The organism is Enterobacter sichuanensis (genome assembly GCF_009036245.1).
Classification (GTDB): domain Bacteria; phylum Pseudomonadota; class Gammaproteobacteria; order Enterobacterales; family Enterobacteriaceae; genus Enterobacter; species Enterobacter sichuanensis.
In genome coordinates, this window is the sequence record NZ_CP027986.1 from 86203 (window position 1) to 103428 (window position 17226).

At 51.5% G+C, this 17226-nt stretch carries 20 protein-coding genes; 10 read left to right on the plus strand and 10 right to left on the minus strand.

The features are described 5' to 3' along the window. Window positions 1-88 precede the first annotated feature (88 nt). Together C1N69_RS00425 and C1N69_RS00430 are read right to left on the minus strand one after the other, a co-directional pair. Window positions 89-706 (minus strand): trimeric intracellular cation channel family protein, encoded by a 618-nt coding sequence (locus C1N69_RS00425; protein ID WP_025757032.1) that lies wholly within the window; start codon window positions 704-706, stop codon window positions 89-91. A 167-nt stretch (window positions 707-873) separates the two neighbouring features. After that, entirely contained in the window at window positions 874-2805 is a 1932-nt protein-coding gene (locus C1N69_RS00430) for an acyltransferase family protein (protein ID WP_155030505.1), read from the minus strand. A gap of 580 nt (window positions 2806-3385) precedes the next feature. On the opposite strand from C1N69_RS00430, the gene C1N69_RS00440 reads away from it, so the two are divergent. The 4 genes from C1N69_RS00440 (at window position 3386) to C1N69_RS00455 (ending at window position 6698) form a co-directional block, all read left to right on the plus strand. Next, entirely contained in the window at window positions 3386-4216 is an 831-nt protein-coding gene (locus C1N69_RS00440) for a hypothetical protein (protein ID WP_155030506.1), read from the plus strand. A 254-nt stretch (window positions 4217-4470) separates the two neighbouring features. Continuing rightward, window positions 4471-5487 carry a hypothetical protein gene (locus tag C1N69_RS00445; RefSeq protein ID WP_155030507.1) on the plus strand — a complete coding sequence of 339 codons (1017 nt, stop codon included), beginning with the start codon at window positions 4471-4473 and terminating at the stop codon, window positions 5485-5487. A gap of 308 nt (window positions 5488-5795) precedes the next feature. After that, entirely contained in the window at window positions 5796-5870 is a 75-nt protein-coding gene (locus C1N69_RS23115; protein WP_395306670.1) for a hypothetical protein, read from the plus strand. 18 nt (window positions 5871-5888) lie between these two features. After that, a complete protein-coding gene (locus tag C1N69_RS00455) occupies window positions 5889-6698 on the plus strand; it encodes a DUF4225 domain-containing protein (protein ID WP_155030508.1) in 810 nt (269 codons plus the stop codon). Here C1N69_RS00455 and C1N69_RS00460 read toward each other — a convergent pair. Together C1N69_RS00460 and C1N69_RS00465 are read right to left on the minus strand one after the other, a co-directional pair. Further along, entirely contained in the window at window positions 6682-7011 is a 330-nt protein-coding gene (locus tag C1N69_RS00460) for a hypothetical protein (RefSeq protein WP_155030509.1), read from the minus strand. The genes C1N69_RS00455 and C1N69_RS00460 overlap by 17 nt on opposite strands. Window positions 7012-7322: 311 nt before the next feature. Beyond that, window positions 7323-8186: a YicC/YloC family endoribonuclease gene (locus C1N69_RS00465; RefSeq protein ID WP_014830145.1), complete on the minus strand. Its 864-nt coding sequence runs from the start codon at window positions 8184-8186 to the stop codon at window positions 7323-7325. Window positions 8187-8311: 125 nt separating this feature from the next. Here C1N69_RS00465 and rph point away from each other — a divergent pair, with 125 nt between their 5' ends. Together rph and pyrE are read left to right on the plus strand one after the other, a co-directional pair. Further along, window positions 8312-9028 carry a ribonuclease PH gene (gene rph / locus C1N69_RS00470; protein WP_013094888.1) on the plus strand — a complete coding sequence of 239 codons (717 nt, stop codon included), beginning with the start codon at window positions 8312-8314 and terminating at the stop codon, window positions 9026-9028. A 67-nt stretch (window positions 9029-9095) separates the two neighbouring features. Then, a complete protein-coding gene (gene pyrE, locus C1N69_RS00475; protein WP_025758463.1) occupies window positions 9096-9737 on the plus strand; it encodes an orotate phosphoribosyltransferase in 642 nt (213 codons plus the stop codon). 81 nt (window positions 9738-9818) lie between these two features. Here pyrE and slmA read toward each other — a convergent pair whose 3' ends face one another. From slmA to coaBC, 3 genes are all read right to left on the minus strand, one after another. Beyond that, window positions 9819-10415, minus strand: a complete 597-nt coding sequence (gene slmA, locus C1N69_RS00480; RefSeq protein WP_047957446.1) for a nucleoid occlusion factor SlmA — start codon at window positions 10413-10415, stop codon at window positions 9819-9821. Between the two features lie 120 nt (window positions 10416-10535). Next, window positions 10536-10994: a dUTP diphosphatase gene (gene dut / locus C1N69_RS00485; RefSeq protein ID WP_008502691.1), complete on the minus strand. Its 459-nt coding sequence runs from the start codon at window positions 10992-10994 to the stop codon at window positions 10536-10538. Further along, entirely contained in the window at window positions 10972-12183 is a 1212-nt protein-coding gene (gene coaBC / locus C1N69_RS00490; protein WP_155031896.1) for a bifunctional phosphopantothenoylcysteine decarboxylase/phosphopantothenate--cysteine ligase CoaBC, read from the minus strand. The genes dut and coaBC overlap by 23 nt, the downstream gene beginning before the upstream one ends. Window positions 12184-12354: 171 nt before the next feature. On the opposite strand from coaBC, the gene radC reads away from it, so the two are divergent. From radC to mutM, 4 genes are all read left to right on the plus strand, one after another. Continuing rightward, window positions 12355-13023, plus strand: a complete 669-nt coding sequence (gene radC, locus C1N69_RS00495) for a RadC family protein (RefSeq protein ID WP_045286232.1) — start codon at window positions 12355-12357, stop codon at window positions 13021-13023. A 218-nt stretch (window positions 13024-13241) separates the two neighbouring features. Further along, on the plus strand, window positions 13242-13478 hold the full coding sequence (gene rpmB, locus C1N69_RS00500) for a 50S ribosomal protein L28 (protein WP_002436699.1): 237 nt from the start codon (window positions 13242-13244) through the stop codon (window positions 13476-13478). 22 nt (window positions 13479-13500) lie between these two features. Continuing rightward, window positions 13501-13668 carry a 50S ribosomal protein L33 gene (gene rpmG / locus C1N69_RS00505; RefSeq protein ID WP_003024094.1) on the plus strand — a complete coding sequence of 56 codons (168 nt, stop codon included), beginning with the start codon at window positions 13501-13503 and terminating at the stop codon, window positions 13666-13668. Window positions 13669-13740: 72 nt separating this feature from the next. Beyond that, complete coding sequence (mutM, locus tag C1N69_RS00510; protein WP_023309890.1) at window positions 13741-14550, plus strand: bifunctional DNA-formamidopyrimidine glycosylase/DNA-(apurinic or apyrimidinic site) lyase; 810 nt, start codon at window positions 13741-13743, stop codon at window positions 14548-14550. Between the two features lie 2 nt (window positions 14551-14552). Here mutM and coaD read toward each other — a convergent pair whose 3' ends face one another. From coaD to waaA, 3 genes are read right to left on the minus strand one after another with little or no spacing between them, the layout of a single operon-like run. Further along, the gene (gene coaD, locus C1N69_RS00515) at window positions 14553-15032 is read right to left on the minus strand and encodes a pantetheine-phosphate adenylyltransferase (protein WP_045286233.1); all 480 of its coding nucleotides are present in this window, start codon (window positions 15030-15032) and stop codon (window positions 14553-14555) included. Window positions 15033-15035: 3 nt separating this feature from the next. Beyond that, window positions 15036-15806, minus strand: coding sequence for a glycosyltransferase family 2 protein (locus tag C1N69_RS00520; protein ID WP_095452063.1), 771 nt, complete (start codon window positions 15804-15806; stop codon window positions 15036-15038). Further along, a complete protein-coding gene (gene waaA / locus C1N69_RS00525; RefSeq protein ID WP_025758451.1) occupies window positions 15806-17080 on the minus strand; it encodes a lipid IV(A) 3-deoxy-D-manno-octulosonic acid transferase in 1275 nt (424 codons plus the stop codon). Before waaA ends, C1N69_RS00520 begins: the two co-directional genes overlap by 1 nt. Window positions 17081-17226 lie beyond the last annotated feature (146 nt).

Consider the following 17226-nt stretch of genomic DNA (forward strand, 5'->3'; position numbering starts at 1 on the left):
AAAGGTGCGATAGTTTATCGCGTTTACCCCGGTAATATGAGAGGACAAAAAGTGCTTTTTACTACTTTGTTGTGGTTTTGTTGAGAATTCAATGGGTGTCTTGCGTGTAATGAAAAACAGGCAATCCCAGCTTTAAGCGCAGCGCCAGCAAGCGGGCCGTAAAGCCAAATAATAACGTGGCAATGACCACAACATCATGGCTCGAAACATAATGTTGTAAAGCGATATACAGAACGGCAGAGGCAAAGGATATTCCGGCGTAAAGCTCCTTCTGAAAAACCAGCGGAATACGCTTGCAGAACATATCGCGCAGTACGCCGCCAAATACACCCGTTACGACCGCGGCTATAGTGGCAATGACCGGGCTTTCACCCATATCCAGCGCGATTTGCGCCCCGATAATGGAGAAAACCACCAGACCCAAAGCATCAAGGACTAAAAACAGACGGCGAAGATGGGGCATAACCGGCGCAACGATGGTGGTCAGCACGGCGGCAATCGCGACAATAACAATGTATTCAGGGTTTTTTACCCAGCCAAGCGGATAATGTCCCAGCAGGATATCGCGTACCGAACCGCCTCCCAGGGCTGTGGCGGTAGCGATAATGATCACCCCAAACGTATCCATACGACGGCGACCAGCGGCAAGTGCCCCAGTCATGGCTTCAGCCGTGATCCCAACGAGATAAAGAATATGTAGCAGCATGTCTTCCCCCAGCATGTAGGGCGGCAGAGTAGCGTTTTGTGCAGCAGGTCACTATTTAGTTTTTTTTGTGTGAGCAAGCAAGGCCTATTTTTTCTAATCCTAAAGCAGGCTTTTCGCCGTTTTCTTGGCGTTATTTTGTGTTTTTACAGATTACTTTTTCTCATGAGTCAGGGGCGTTGAGTGAAAATCTGACGAAACATTGGCACAAGCGCTTTATTGCCCGTCTCGCTGAGATGGTTATCGTCGAAATAGTGCGGTTCAAGGTTTTTACTTCCCATACACCGCCCAGCGCTGCACAGATAAGGCGTAGGGTCCAGTACCCTCACGCCGCAGGTTTTTGCTGCCTGAGATTGCGCATGCAGTATTGCGCTGTTTCGACTTTGATACTCCGCCAGAGGAATGGAGATATCCTGCGCTTTTTTAGACGTCATTAAGCGATGGGAGAGCGTACGAGGCACGTTTACATCCATTTCCGGAACAGGATTGACCAGCACCACCGGATGTTCGCGATTAAGCGTACAGGCCATCTTTACGATGGACGCCGCATACTGCTGTAAATAGTCTTTATCGTCCAGGGAGCCTGTGTTGAATTTCACCTGCTTTTTCTCAGCATAGTGAGTCAGGCGGTTAACAATGACGACCGGGACGTTGGCCGGGTAGGCTTTTAATTTTTCACTCAGCGAGCGGTTAAATTTGCCGCAGCGTTTACTTTCAAGCAGCGTGGCATCTGCCAGCGTAGGGCAACCGGAATAGGTTATGCCGACCACAGAACCACGATCCGCGGCGGCTGCAGCGAGGGCAGTGGCCGCGGCTTCGGCGTGGCTGTCGCCGATAATGATGGCTGCCGGTGTTCCGGTACCGTAAAAACTCATGTGCGTTTTTGGGTCGGCGGCATAGTTTTTATTGTTCGCTTCGGCGGCTATTCGATCGACCTGCGCATCAGGACGGCTGGCAATCATGTCGTTTTTAACCAGATAACTATATCCCCAGGCCGCCCCGACACTGCTAAACAGAATTATCCAGAGTGCGGCAATGCTCCGCTGGTTTAAAAAGCGTTTGGCGGGTTGCTCAATCAATACCCATGAGATCCATCCGAGTAAAAAAGAGAGGGCAATGGCACCGACCACCCAGAGTCCGTTGTGCTGCTGCCCGGCATAAATGAGATACACCGCAACAGGCCAGTGCCACAAATAGACTGAATAAGAACTTAAACCCACCCAGCGAAGATTGCGGTCTGCAAGGCTAATCAGTGAGCTGTCGTTGCTGTAGATGACCAGCATGGTACCGAGGATGGGCAGCAGGGTTAGTCCGCCAGGCCAGGCGTTTTCAGCGCTAATACAAAAAACAGAAGCCGCGATGAGCGTATATCCCAGCAGCGTCGTTATTGTGCGCAATGCACTGGGGAGGATTAAACGGTTTGCCCCATACCAGACGAGGCCGCCGCAGAGCATTTCCCAGGCGCGATAGGGCATCAGATAAAACCGGGTAGCGTCATTCACTGTGGCACTCATGCTGAACCAAAATGCGCCCAGCGTGAGTACCAGCAGGCATAAGCCGGTATTAACCCATTTTCTGAACGGATATAACGCCATAATGATAAAGGGTAATACCAGATAAAACTGCCATTCAACCGAGAGTGACCATGTATGCAGGAACCAGTTTTCATGCGAGTCGGTGGCAAAATAATCCCCGGACTCTTTTTTTAACTTTATATTGGATATAAAAATAACAATATAGCCAATATAATTTCCGAGTTTTCGGTATTCATTTGTCGGAAGCCAGAATAAGGTCGCCAGCGCCATGATAATACACAGCATAAGCAATGCAGGGATGATGCGTTTAGAACGCGCAGCGTAAAATTCTATAAGATTAAACGAACGCTTTTCGAGGCCGGTGGATATAATTTTTGTCATCAGAAAACCAGAGATCACAAAGAAGATATCCACGCCAACAAACCCGCCTGGGAGCAGAGCAGGCGCGAAGTGGTAAAGCACCACGGAAAGAATGGCAACGCCACGCAGCAGGTTGATATCCTGGCGGAATTCGCGGTCAACGGTGAGGCTTTTGCTTTCCTCTAATGTTAAGTTGATGTTTGCCATTCACTTTTCCGATCGCTATTTTATCTTTTAATTAAAACGCCGGAGAGTGTATCAAAACTGATCAGTAATTTCTTATGTTCTGATGCCAAACGAAAAAGGCCACTGCATCCAGCGGCCTTTTAAACAGAGATGAGGAAGGTTACTCGATTGGATCTGAATGTTGAGTAGTGCTGTATATGCTTTGATTTACAAGTGTTTTCTCTAATCGTCTTTTCGATTAGCTACACCCTTAAGTACACCGTAAGCAGATGCTATGTTGTATATGCTGCTTAATTGCTCAACGCAGCGTGGCCACAGATTCCAGATCTCACGTTCATCGAAAAGCACTGTTTTATGTCTAGCAAGTAAGGCAGTCAAGCGTGAACGCCCTAACTGTTGTCTGAGACTGGCTTTCAGCGCTATTACGCTGGGTTCTTTTGGGTCAGCTAAGCAGGTATCGAAACCCGCCTGTGTGAGTAGGAACGGAGATTCGTTAAGCTACTTAACTTCAATAGATTTATACAATACGTAAGGATACGCAAAGCTTTTATTTCTCTCTGAAGAAAAGTGATAGCGTTAGAGCAAAACACAGGAGAGACAGATGAGTTTACCAATGCCGTGGAGTTTGGCTGGACGCCTCTTCAAATGGGGTTGGGAAAAGATCACACGATTATGGTTACTGAAAACCTATCAGAAATCGCATGAGTATAAATTCCGGCGCTATCATTTAGGCGCACACTGGAAACCACTTGGTGAGCATTTAGAGTACTCGGTGCGGCTTGCCCATTCAGCCGATCATGAGTCGGTTAAATCCCGCGTGGCGTTTCGGACAAAAGGGGCACTTGTGGAGAACCTCTCGCTTTATTTTGAGGCGTCAGGGCATGGTATCCGTTACCAGCAGAAAATTGAGCTGGCCAATCTGGACCAGTCCGTGCTGATTGTTAACCTAAACCAGATACCGCGTCAGGAACTCATGGAGGTTTCTGAACGCGGAATTTATTTTTCAATTACTGAAACAAAGTTTATTCAGTGCGTCATTACGCTACCAGGTGGCAAAAAACAACCATCTTTTAACTCACAACGGTTTTCTCTGATGCATGGCTGGCTCTTAAGAGACACATGGGAAAGACGCTGGGGTGTGGTCTGGAATTGTAATGCAATTGAGGATGCAAAAACTGAAATGAAGTCGTTCTGGCGCTGGCGACTGGGGGAATACCGCTATTTCTCGCTTAACTATCCGAGTTTTAGGCCCCTTACTTTGAATGGTATGTTTCGCAAAGGCCTGTGCAGACTGCTTATTAACCCCCATCTAATAACGCTGCAGTTCTGGCTGGCAATACACTCCGGGCGATATACTCTGGGCGATGGCAGGCTTATGTTTAGCCGTAAGAGAATTAAAAAAATGAAGTCACGCAAAATGGCAAGGCTCTGATTTCTGCTGTTGTGTTATAGTCTGGATGAACCTGAGTCGATCCTTGTTGACGAAGACAAACGCTAAGCAACTTCCGCTCTTGGCACCAAGAGGACTGACACGCTGGCTTATATCTGCTATGAGCGAGGAATAGACAGTTACACTCATCACCAACGCCAATAGCTTCATTACGAGTATAGAGCTGTATTAATCAATGAGGGGAGGTCTATGCGGGATTTTCGAAGTATGGATTTGATGCAGGTGTCAAAATTAAAATGAGCAGTGTAGAGAGAGACAAGTACCTTGGGTGTAGTTTTGCGGTTGTGGCGATAGGTGTCATAATTATAACTACTTTCATAACCCCTAATCCTACATCTTACCAATATACAGTTTACCGAATAGTTCTGGCTCTAGCTGCTGGAGGTATTGGTGCAGTTCTGTCTGGTCGCTTGGAAGTAAAATTTAAAGAGTGGTTAAGAGCATCTGGCGCAGCGGCATTCTTCGCTATAGTGTATTTCATAAGCCCAGCTTTGCTTCAACAAAATCCCGAATCTGCAAGTAAACCTGTACCGCCCACCGTGATTGATGCATATGTTGTTAATAGTTCCAATCGCGATAGATACCTCGAATTATTTCGAACAGGACAGTTCGGTCAGCGGGACAAGCTGCGCATCGGTTGTGTTGAGTGGAGTGAATCATCGTGCGTAGCTGCTGGTAATTTTTTGCGCTTGTTAAGCGAAGCTGGCTGGGAAATCGATTCTGACGCTGTATTCAGAATGCAACCATCCGTGCCAGTTGAGGGCATATCGATTGTAAGCCGCGGCGATGATCTAGTCGGTTTGCCGAAAGTACCACCCCACATGGGCCGCTGGAGTCGATCAGATATTAGCTATGAAATTTTGACAGCGGCATTTAAATTGATGGGAGTTCCGGTTTATTTTTCCAGTGACCCAACATTACAACCAAGTACTACCGGAGTGTACTTTGGACCGAAACCGAAACTGGATGTACCAATCAAGCAAAAAGATGAGAATGTACGACGTGAGCTTCTCCGCTACGTCGGTTTGGGAATGGCTATTCAGCGAGCTTGCTCTCAGCAGTCCGTCGAAGTTTGCGCGGATGAGCTTTTTTCCTGGGAAACGTCTATATCTTCGTTTCTAAGGCTGCAGCGATTCAACTCCGATGCCGTAAACAGATGGCTTGCCTTGCCGCATGCTAATGCGGCTGCGGCAACTGCAGAAATGAAAATAAAGCTAGGTATGTTAATGCCATTTGTACTGGGCATCGAATAACTTTACCTCATGTGAGGATGAATGAGCGTCTAGTTGGCCGCCTGGCAGTTAGCGCTTTCTGTTTGTGTAAGCCTGCGGAATCGAACTGGTGTTCTACGATGCGTGGTTTGACGAAGAGTCAGTGTTGAAGCACTGATATTGGACAATTAAAACCACGATTTGCTCATGCGTCGAAATTTAGATGCCTATTGGCTGCTGCAATGGCCTCGGGGACTCGGTTCGTCAGGAAGTTCCATCCAGAGGCAGCTTCGGCTATGTCTCTGATTTAGCAGGGACTACCTTTTAAGGCAGTATCAGAGAAAATAGGCATATCAAGACCAACATATTTCCGACTGAAACGACGGTTTACAGCTGAAAATAAAGAGGTATTATCGGTGATGTAATATTCAGGGAGAACAAAAATGGATGCTGCATTACTTGATATGATGCACTCAGGCAGGAATAAGTACTGGGCGGAAACAATGGTTAATCTAGAGGCCAGAAAGCTTATCAATACAGCTAATACGCTGTCTGCTTTCCACCTGAGTGATAGCCTGACCCGAATGAAGTTTGTCCAGGAACTAAAAGAGTTTATTGAGCAGCAGTTCGCCACGGCCCGGAGCGCAAAATCTGATGAAGAGTGCATGGCCTGTATAAAAAATCTCAGGACAGAGACCGAAAACCTTGAAGAACAGGGGCGAATGCTACGTACGAAAGCTGCGAAGCTTTACGCCAAAGTGGAGTTCGTCCGGGAAAATAACAAAATTGTGGGTTACGTCATTTCTGCTGTGAACGTAGTGCTTTCGGGAGCAGAGATAGCTTTAGGAACAACGCTACTTGCCAGCGCTAATCCATTGGGTCTGTTGGCTGGAGCAATACTCGTTGTGGATGGATTTAATGGCCTAAGCAAAGAATTTAGCCATCAAGTGCTTCATGATTCTACATCTGAAGGGTTTGCTGCTAATGCAGCTATGGCTACGGCTGAATTTATGGGGTTTAGTTCTAAAAGTGGATTAGGCGTATATAAATCAATCTCACTTGTTGCTAATGCTTACAGCATTTTTGGTTTAATAAGGAAGCCTGGATCATGGAGACTGTTTCGCTACATACCAGTCGATTATTACAGAAAAGTCAGTACATTAAGTAGGCCAAAACTAACCATGAAAATAGTTGGATACGGCGTGAAGGCTAAAGTTATTTTTGATCTGATGACAATTACTGATCGCCCTTAATCCTGGACGCATATTGTTTATACCGCCAGGCTTTAAATGCGAGTTTGGCGGGCGCCAAATACCAGATAAAAGGTAATCCTACAATCAACGAAAAAGCCAGAGATAGTGTGTTATTTTTCGTCGATAAAACAGATGTAAAAATCAGGATTATGAAAGCAACAATAGTTATCCACTTAGCTACATTAAACCGTTTTGCTAAATCTTGAATCACTTCATCAAGAGTTCCCCCGAAATCTTCCACATTGCTTTTAATTTTCTGAAGATCTGTATGGCTGAAGCCGGACTCTAGCAATGTCTTTTCGCTAACTTTCATGGTTCTTTATCCTTAAAACTCACCAGAACATCAAAGGTAAGTTTACCTGAAATCGGGCGATAAATCGCCACATACAACCTCAGTTTTTATATTGGCCTTTTTGTATTTAAAACAATGACTTATGTAGTTGTAGTGGTTTTTACACAATTGGACGTTAAACCCCGTTACGTACTTGTGCATTTTATGCAACCCCATATCTTAAAGGTATCGCGATACAATATGAGACTATATAAAACAAAAAAGGCCATGATTTACAATGGCCTTTTTGTCCAGGTAAGACTTAATGAGACAACACGAGATCGCGTGAAACGTTACTCGATATTCTGAATCTGCTCGCGCATTTGCTCAATCAGTACCTTGAGCTCAATTGCTGAATTCGTCACCTCAGCATTGATCGACTTAGATGCCAGAGTGTTCGACTCGCGGTTGAACTCCTGCATCATAAAGTCGAGGCGGCGACCTACGGCTTCTTTCTTCTTCAGAATGTTGTAGGTCTCTTTAACGTGCGCTTCCAGACGATCCAGCTCTTCAGCGACGTCAACGCGCTGCGCCATCAGCACCAGCTCTTGTTCCAGGCGGTTGTTTTCCAGCTGAACTTCCGCTTCTTCCAGTTTGGCAACCAGGCGCTCGCGCTGCCACTGCAGCACTTCTGGCATATGTGTGCGCACTTTTGCCACTTCGGCGCTGACCCCTTCAAGGCGCTGCTCAATCATCGCTTTCAGCGCCTGGCCTTCGGTTTCACGGGCAACGATAAAATCATCCAGCGTGCTGTCGAGGGCGGCAAGAATTTCAGCGGCAATCGCGTCCAGATCCTGCTCACCGGCGGCCATCACGCCAGGCCAGCGCAGAATATCAACCGGGTTGATTTCGCCTTCATCGCTCTGCATTTTGACCCAGTTCGCCGCATTGACGAGCTGTTTCGCCAGTTTTTCGTTAAGGATCAGTTCGCCCTGCGCGCTGGCATCAGGCTCAAAGCGCAGATTACATTCCACTTTGCCGCGCGTCAGACGGGTACGGATACGCTCACGTACCACCGGCTCAAGGCTGCGGAACTGCTCCGGCATACGGAAATATGTTTCCAGGTAACGCTGGTTTACCGAGCGCATTTCCCATGTGGCGCTACCCCAGCTACCCTTGATTTCACGCCGGGCGTAGGCGGTCATACTGCGGATCATAGACATTCCCGTTTTTAAAGGAGAGATGGGGGGATTATAGCTTTCGGGGGCTTCTCAGGATAGGAATAAGCGTCCTTTATCCGTATAATGCGCAGCCACATTCGTTTCAAGCCGGAGAATTCATCATGCGTCCAGCAGGTCGTAGCGCCAATCAGGTGCGTCCCGTCACTCTGACCCGTAACTATACAAAACACGCTGAAGGCTCCGTTCTGGTTGAGTTTGGTGACACTAAAGTGCTGTGCACCGCCTCCATCGAAGAAGGCGTTCCGCGCTTCCTGAAAGGCCAGGGCCAGGGCTGGATCACGGCTGAATACGGCATGCTGCCGCGTGCGACCCATACCCGTAATGCCCGCGAAGCGGCAAAAGGTAAGCAGGGCGGTCGTACCATGGAAATTCAGCGTCTGATTGCGCGGGCGCTGCGCGCCGCTGTTGACCTGAAAACGCTGGGCGAATTCACCATCACGCTGGATTGCGACGTCATTCAGGCTGACGGTGGTACGCGTACCGCCTCCATTACCGGGGCCTGTGTAGCGCTGGCGGATGCCCTGAATAAACTGGTTGCGGCCGGCAAGCTGAAAACGAATCCAATGAAAGGCATGGTTGCGGCGGTCTCCGTGGGTATCGTTAACGGTGAAGCGCTGTGCGATCTGGAATATGTCGAAGACTCTGCCGCCGAGACCGATATGAACGTGGTCATGACCGAAGACGGTCGTATCATTGAGGTGCAGGGCACCGCAGAAGGCGAACCTTTCACCCACGAAGAACTTCTCACCTTGCTGGCTCTGGCCCGAGGGGGAATTGAATCTATTGTAACGACGCAGAAGGCGGCGTTAGAAAATTGATTTTAAAGGCGACTGATGAGTCGCCTTTTTTTTGCCTGTAAGACAGAAAAGACAAAGGAGCGAATCCATGAAACCGTATCAGCGCCAGTTTATTGAGTTTGCGCTTAACAAGCAGGTTCTTAAGTTTGGCGAGTTTACGCTGAAATCCGGGCGCAAGAGCCCCTATTTCTTCAATGCCGGGCTGTTTAATACCGGGCGCGATCTGGCATTGTTAGGCCGTTTCTATGCCGAAGCGCTGGTGGACTCCGGGATTGATTTTGACCTGCTGTTTGGCCCGGCCTATAAAGGCATTCCGATTGCGACCACCACCGCGGTAGCGCTGGCGGAACACCACGATCGCGACGTGCCGTACTGCTTTAACCGCAAAGAGGCCAAAACTCACGGTGAAGGCGGGAATCTGGTCGGCAGCGCGCTGCAGGGCCGCGTGATGCTGGTGGATGATGTGATCACCGCGGGCACGGCGATCCGTGAATCGATGGAGATTATTCAGGCTAACGGGGCGACGCTGGCTGGCGTGCTGATTTGTCTGGATCGTCAGGAGCGGGGTCGCGGCGAGATCTCCGCCATTCAGGAAGTGGAGCGTGATTATCATTGCTCAGTGACGTCAATCATCACCCTGAAAGACCTGATTGCGTACCTGGAAGAGAAGCCTGAGATGGCTGACCATCTGGCGGCAGTACGCGCATACCGGGAAGAGTTCGGAGTATAATTGTCTTGCCCGGTGGCGCCAGCTTTACCGGGCAATACAACCCCAGGCCGGATAAGGCGAAGCCGCCATCCGGCAACGATGTTACTGTAACTGAGCAGCCACTAGCGGCCAGCGGGCGTCAAAATCGTCCGTTGGGCTGTATTTGAACTCGCTGCGCACAAAGCGGGAGAGCATCCCTTCGCAAAACGCCAGGATCTGGCTCGCCAGTAGCGTTTCATCCGTGCTGTAACCTTCACCTTCACGCATTTTCTTCTCGCGCAGTACCTGGCGCAGTTGCGCTTCTATACGTTCGAAAAGCTGATTAATGCGGCCCTGCAGTCTGTCCTGCTCGAACATCAGCGCGTGGCCGGTCAGGATACGGGTTAAACCTGGATTGCGTTCACCAAAGCCCAGGATTAACAGCACAATCAGACGCAGACGCGCGGTGGTGTCTTTTTCGTCTTTCAGGATCAGGTTGATGCGTGTGATCAGGCTGTCTTCAATAAATTCGATCAGGCTGTCGAACATCCGGGTTTTGCTCGGAAAATGACGATACAGCGCCGCTTCAGACACGCCTACGGAGGCGGCCAGTTTGGCGGTGGTGATGCGTTGGCTACCATCGCTGGATTCAAGCATCAGCGCCAGAGATTGAAGTATTTCTTCGCGACGATTCCTTTTCGCGGTTTGTTTTTCTGCCATGTTACAAAATACCCCTGAAAATAAGCACTTGTCAGGCTGGCATCCACACAGCGACCGCAAACTGACGTTTGCGGTTTGTTATGACGTTATGGCGCTGTGAGATGCGTGTCTGTCGGGCGGTTATTTGCGCCCGGAATGGCCGAAGCCGCCTTCGCCACGGTCGGTGGCATCAAAGTCTGCCACCAGGTTAAATTCTGCCTGTACCACCGGTACAAAGACCATTTGCGCAATACGCTCACCTGGTTCAATGGTGAAACTGTCCTGACCACGGTTCCAGACGGAGACCATCAGTTGACCCTGGTAGTCGGAGTCAATCAGGCCCACCAGGTTACCCAGCACGACGCCATGCTTATGGCCGAGGCCAGAACGCGGCAGGATCACCGCCGCCAGAGACGGGTCAGCAATGTGAATGGCCAGGCCAGTCGGCACCAGGGTGGTGGCACCCGGCGCCAGTTCTACGGCGTCATCGAGACAGGCGCGCAGGTCAAGTCCGGCAGAGCCGGAGGTGGCATAGGTTGGCAGCGGGAATTGCTCGCCAACACGCGGGTCCAGAATCTTAACGTCGATTTTTTTCATCATAACGGGTAACGATCTCGTCGAGTAATTGTTGGCCCAGGAGTTCCTTGCGCTCAAGCGGTAAGACTTTATCTCCATCCTGCCAGAAAAGGTGCAGTGCGTTGCTGTCGCTGTTAAATCCTTGTGTGGCCAGCGATACGTCGTTCGCGCAAATCAAATCGAGGTTTTTGCGGGTACGTTTTTGCCGGGCATATTCTTCCACATTATTTGTTTCTGCGGCAAACCCAACAATGTAAGGACGGTGGCTTTTTAGTGCGGCGACACCGGCAACGATGTCCGGGTTTTTCACCATTTTTAGTGTTAATTCATCACCTTGCTTTTTAATTTTCGCCTCGGCGATGGTCTCGGCGCGGTAATCTGCGACGGCCGCACAGCCGATAAATATTTGCTGGCTTTGCGCATGCGCCTGCACGGCGGCTTCCATCTCCAGCGCGGTGGTGACGTCAATTCGCGTGACAAACGCAGGCGTAGGCAGCGACACCGGGCCGCTCACCAGCGTCACGTTCGCGCCGCGTTTTGCTGCCGCGGCCGCAATCGCAAAGCCCATTTTGCCGGAGCTGTGGTTGGTGATATAGCGCACGGGATCCAGCGGCTCACGCGTCGGGCCTGCGGTAATCATGATGTTGAGATGTTGCAGATCGTTGACAGGCGAAAAATGCGCGGCGGCCATATCGACGATGGTTAGCGGGTCAAGCATACGCCCTGGGCCAACGTCACCACAGGCCTGGCTGCCGCTGTCCGGTCCCCAGATCAGCAGGCCGCGCGAAGCCAGCGTCTCCAGATTATGCTGAGTCGCCGCGTTGCGGTACATCTGCTGGTTCATGGCAGGCACAACGGCAACAGGCGCAGGTGTGGCCAGACAAATGGTGGAGACCAGGTCGTTTGCCATACCGGCGGCTACCCGGGCGATTAAATCCGCGGTGGCGGGGGCAAGGATAACCAGGTCAGCCCATTTCCCCAGCTCAATATGGCCCATCGCGGCTTCAGCGGCCGGATCAAGCAGACTGTCCGATACCGGGTACCCTGAAACCGCCTGCAGGCTCAATGGAGTGATAAAGGCTTTACCGCCTTCGGTTATCGCGACCCGCACATCGGCCCCGCGCTCGCGCAGACGACGCACCAGCTCTGGCGCTTTATAGGCAGCAATACCGCCGCTCACGCCAAGAACGATTTTTTTACCGGCCAGGCTCATCATGATTCTTTCCTGTTGGGTTTCACCAGAGAGTGGGCATTTTATCACAATCCCTAAAACCGGGTGATGTTGTCCTTCGGGCTCTTTGCGAGGCGCTACGCAAGAACGCAACGTGGCCGTCGAGCGGCTGGCTGGCCTGTGGCAGCATGAGGTTAAAAAAGGAGAAAGAGCATGGAAGACGAGGATGAGCAGCTACTGCCGCGCGAAAAGCTGCTGCGCAATGGCGTCACTCTGTTAAAAGACGATGAACTGCTGGCGCTCTTTTTACGTACCGGCACGCCCGGAAAAAACGTCTTTACGCTGGCAAAAGAGCTGATCGCGCATTTTGGTTCACTGTATGGGTTGTTGACCGCCGATCTGGCGCAGTTTAAGCACGTCGAGGGGATCGGCGTGGCGAAATATGCCCAGTTACGGGGCATTGCCGAACTTGCTCGCCGTTTTCATAATGTTCGCATTGAGAAGGAAGAGCCGATCCTGACCCCCGTGATGACGCGCGAATTTCTGCAAAGCCAGTTAACGGATGCCGAACGTGAGATCTTTATGGTGATCTTTCTCGACAACAGAAATCGGGTGCTGAAACATAGCTGTCTCTTTGCGGGCACGCTAAGCCACGTTGAGGTGCATCCGCGTGAAATTGTGCGGGAAGCGATAAAAGTGAATGCAGCGGGCGTGATCCTCGCGCATAATCACCCCTCTGGCTGTGCACAACCAAGCAGAGCTGACAAAGAGATCACCGAACGCATTATCAAATGCTGTCAATTCATGGACATTCGTGTGCTGGACCATCTGATAATTGGCCGCGGAGAGTACATTTCTTTTGCAGAACATGGCTGGATTTAGGCTATTTCTCGCGATCCATCGGGATCTTTGTCTGTTCGGGACTTGAGCACACCGCCGAGTCAGCGTATACTACGCCACCTTTGAGAATCTCGGGTTTGGCATTTGGGCCTGGCAATCGAGAGTTCACTTAGAACTATGCGATGACCGGGCTGTAAAGCCTGACGAGGCGCCGATACCCCATACGAAGCTCGAGCTAATTTGATTTTTGGAGAATAGACATGTCCCGAGTCTGCCAAGTTACTGGCAAGCGTCCGGTGACCGGTAACAACCGTTCCCACGCACTGAACGCGACTAAACGCCGTTTCCTGCCGAACCTGCACTCTCACCGTTTCTGGGTTGAGAGCGAGAAGCGTTTTGTCACCCTGCGCGTATCTGCTAAAGGTATGCGTGTAATCGATAAGAAAGGCATCGATACAGTTCTGTCTGAACTGCGTGCCCGTGGCGAAAAGTACTAAGTACTTAAAGAGGAAATAAATCATGGCTAAAGGTATTCGCGAGAAAATCAAGCTGGTTTCTTCTGCTGGTACAGGTCACTTCTACACCACCACGAAGAACAAACGTACTAAGCCGGAAAAACTGGAACTGAAAAAATTCGATCCAGTTGTACGCCAGCACGTACTGTACAAAGAAGCTAAAATCAAATAATTTTAGCCTCCTTGTATCGAAAAACCCCGCAACTGCGGGGTTTTTTGCATTCTGCATCTCAACGGAGGAACCATGCCTGAATTACCTGAGGTAGAGACCAGCCGCCGCGGCATTGAGCCCCATCTGGTCGGAGCGACGATTCTTCACGCCGTTGTCCGTAATGGACGTTTGCGCTGGCCGGTGTCCGATGAGATCCATGCCCTGAGCGATAAACCCGTCCTGAGCGTGCAGCGCCGGGCGAAATATCTGCTGCTGGAACTGCCCGACGGCTGGATTATTATCCATCTGGGAATGTCCGGCAGCCTGCGCATTCTTACCGAAGAACTGCCTGCGGAAAAGCACGACCACGTCGACCTGGTGATGAGCAACGGTAAAGTGCTCCGTTATACCGACCCACGACGCTTTGGCGCGTGGCTGTGGACCAAAGAGCTGGAAGGGCATAACGTGCTCGCGCATCTGGGGCCTGAGCCGCTCTCAGACGCGTTTAACGCCGAATACCTGAAAGCGAAGTGCGCGAAGAAGAAAAGCCCGATTAAGCCCTGGCTGATGGATAACAAACTGGTGGTCGGCGTGGGGAATATCTATGCCAGCGAATCACTGTTTGCCGCCGGGATCCATCCCGATCGGCTGGCCTCTTCCCTCTCCGCTCAGGAGTGTGAACTGCTGGTCAGAGTGATTAAAGCGGTACTGCTGCGCTCGATTGAGCAGGGCGGAACAACCCTGAAGGACTTCCTGCAAAGTGATGGCAAGCCGGGCTATTTTGCCCAGGAGCTGCAGGTGTATGGCCGTAAAGGCGAACCGTGCAGAGTCTGCGGCACGCCGGTGATTGCAACGAAGCACGCCCAGCGCGCGACGTTCTACTGCCGTCAGTGCCAGAAATAGCGCTACTTTAGCTTTGCCATCAATGCCTGGTGGACGTTATCCGGCAGGAAATGGGTGACATCGCCGTGATGACGCGCCACCTCTTTTACCAGCGTGGAAGAGATAAACGACCACTCTTTGGAGGGCATCAGGAATACGCTCTCCAGCTCCGGCATCAGATGGCGGTTCATGTGCGCCAGCTGCATCTCATACTCGAAGTCTGCCACCGCGCGCAGACCGCGGATAAGAATGTTTGCCTGCTGAGCGCGGGCGAAATTCGCCATCAGATCGCTAAACCCGACCACTTCAACATTCGGCAGGTGCGAAATGGCGTCGGTAGCCAGCTGCACGCGCTCGTTCAAATCGAACATCGGTTTTTTGCTGGGGCTGGCGGCAATCGCCAGGATCACCTTGTCGAACATGCACGCCGCACGGGTGATGATATCAAGATGACCGTTAGTGATCGGATCGAAGGTACCCGGATAAATCGCTTTTGTGCTCATGGCTCACGTTTTCTCAGAGTAGCCGCGGCAGAGCGCCCACAGCTCGGTGTATTTGTTGAAAGTATACTGGGCATTCACCACAGCCAGTAACCACCCCTGTTTACCGTCCAGTATGCCGCCACGCAGCAATAGCGTCTTCAGAAACGCCCCCAGCGTGTGTGTGAAGATTCCGGTCAGCGTGGTCTTCTTACCGCGCTGGTGACGCTCCTGCGCCCATGCAGTGGCGTAGTTAAGCTGTTTACGCTGGAAGCTGGCGAAATCCCGACAGGTCAGGTGCAGCAGATCGCCCGTCAGGGAGATCACCTGCGCGCTACCGCAGTCCAGAGATTCATGGACCAGGTTGTCGTTGTACTGGTAACGTTCGCGCTCGTAGAGGCGCATCACACGGTCTGGATACCAGCCGCTGTGGCGCATAAACCGGCCGAGGAAGTAGTTGCGGCGGGCAATGCTGTATACCGCGCCAGGCTGAGGCGAAGCAAGCACCGCCTGAATGGCCTGCTGAAGTTCTGGCGTGACGCGCTCGTCAGTATCGAGCATCAGGACATAATCGCCCGTGGCGTATCCCTGCGCGCGCTGGCGCTGGATGCCATAGCCTTGCCAGTCCGTGTCGATAAAGACCCTGGCGCCCGCTGTCCGGGCAACGTCCACCGTATTGTCCGTGCTGCCGGAATCGAGCACGACAATTTCGTCAGCCCAGGCAACGGAGGCCAGGCAGTCCGGAAGCAGGTCGGCGGCGTTTTTGGCGATCATCACGACCGACAGACGCGTTGACATTAGTGGCTCCGCTGAGGCAGATAAGGTTGCAGAAGTTGCAGCAGACGGGTGAGCGCGCCCTGGTTCTGATGCAGCACTTCGACGGCATGGCGACCGTACCACAGGCGGTAATCTTCGTCAGTCAGAAGGGTCGAGACCTCTTTGACCACGGAGTCCGCATCGGTCACGGTGATTAAACCCTCGGCCTGCTGCAATTTCGCGCAGATATCTTTGAAGTTAAACGTGTGCGGCCCCATCAGCACCGGAATGGCATGCGCTGCCGGCTCCAGCGGGTTATGGCCGCCGCGCGCCACCAGACTGCCGCCGACAAAGGCCAGATCGGCAATGCCGTAGAGCAGCATCAGCTCGCCCATCGTATCGCCAATCACCACCTGAGTGCTGCCGGAAGGGATCTCGCCGCTGCTGCGCAGGGTATAGCTGAAACCGCCTTTCTGCACCATTTCGCGGGCATCTTTAAAACGTTCGGGATGGCGTGGAACGAGGATCAGCAGTAAATCGGGGAATTTTTCCAGCAACTGACGATGAGCCTGCAGGATAATGGCCTCTTCGCCATCATGGGTGCTGGTTGCAATCCAGACCTGACGACGCGGCGCCCACTGGCGACGCAGGGTGATTGCACGAGCAGCAAGTTCAGGGGTAACAGAAATATCAAATTTCAGGCTGCCCGTTACCGCGAGCTGGTTGCGTTTGAGCCCCAGAGAGACAAAGCGGGCGGCGTCTTCTTCATTTTGCGCGGCAATCAGCGTAATTTTGCCGAGCAGACGACGCATAAATTTACCCAGCTTGCCGTAGCCTTTCGCCGAGCGCTCTGACAGGCGCGCGTTGGCAATCACCAGCGGAATTTTACGGGCATGCAGGGCGGAAATCATGTTCGGCCACAGTTCGGTTTCCATCACGATCACCAGTTTCGGGCGAACGGTATTCAGGAAACGATTCATGGCGCAGGGCAGATCGTAAGGGAGATAGACGTGATGAACGTCTTTGCCAAAAGCGGATAACGCGCGCTCCGAGCCGGTCGGCGTCATCGTCGTGACGGTGATCGGCAACGACGGATAGCGGTGACGCAGGGCGCGAACCAGCGGGATCGCCGCCAGCGTTTCACCGACAGAAACGGAATGCAGCAAAATACCGTCCGGTGCGACTTTATTGCGGCAGAAGCCATAGCGCTCAGCCCAGCGTTTACGATACGCAGGCGCTTTACGGCTACGAAGCAACAGTCTCAGCCACACCAGCGGCTGAATGATGTAGAGCAGAGCGGTATACAACAATTCCAAGCGATTATCCGTTTTTTTAGTTTCGGCGGGCAAATTCTAAGCATTTGGGCCGTCTAAAGCTATCTCTTTGGTGTTTTTAGGTATCCATTTGCCTGCGTTACGTTCATTCGCAGATAAAAAAACGGGCAATCGCTTGCCCGTTTATG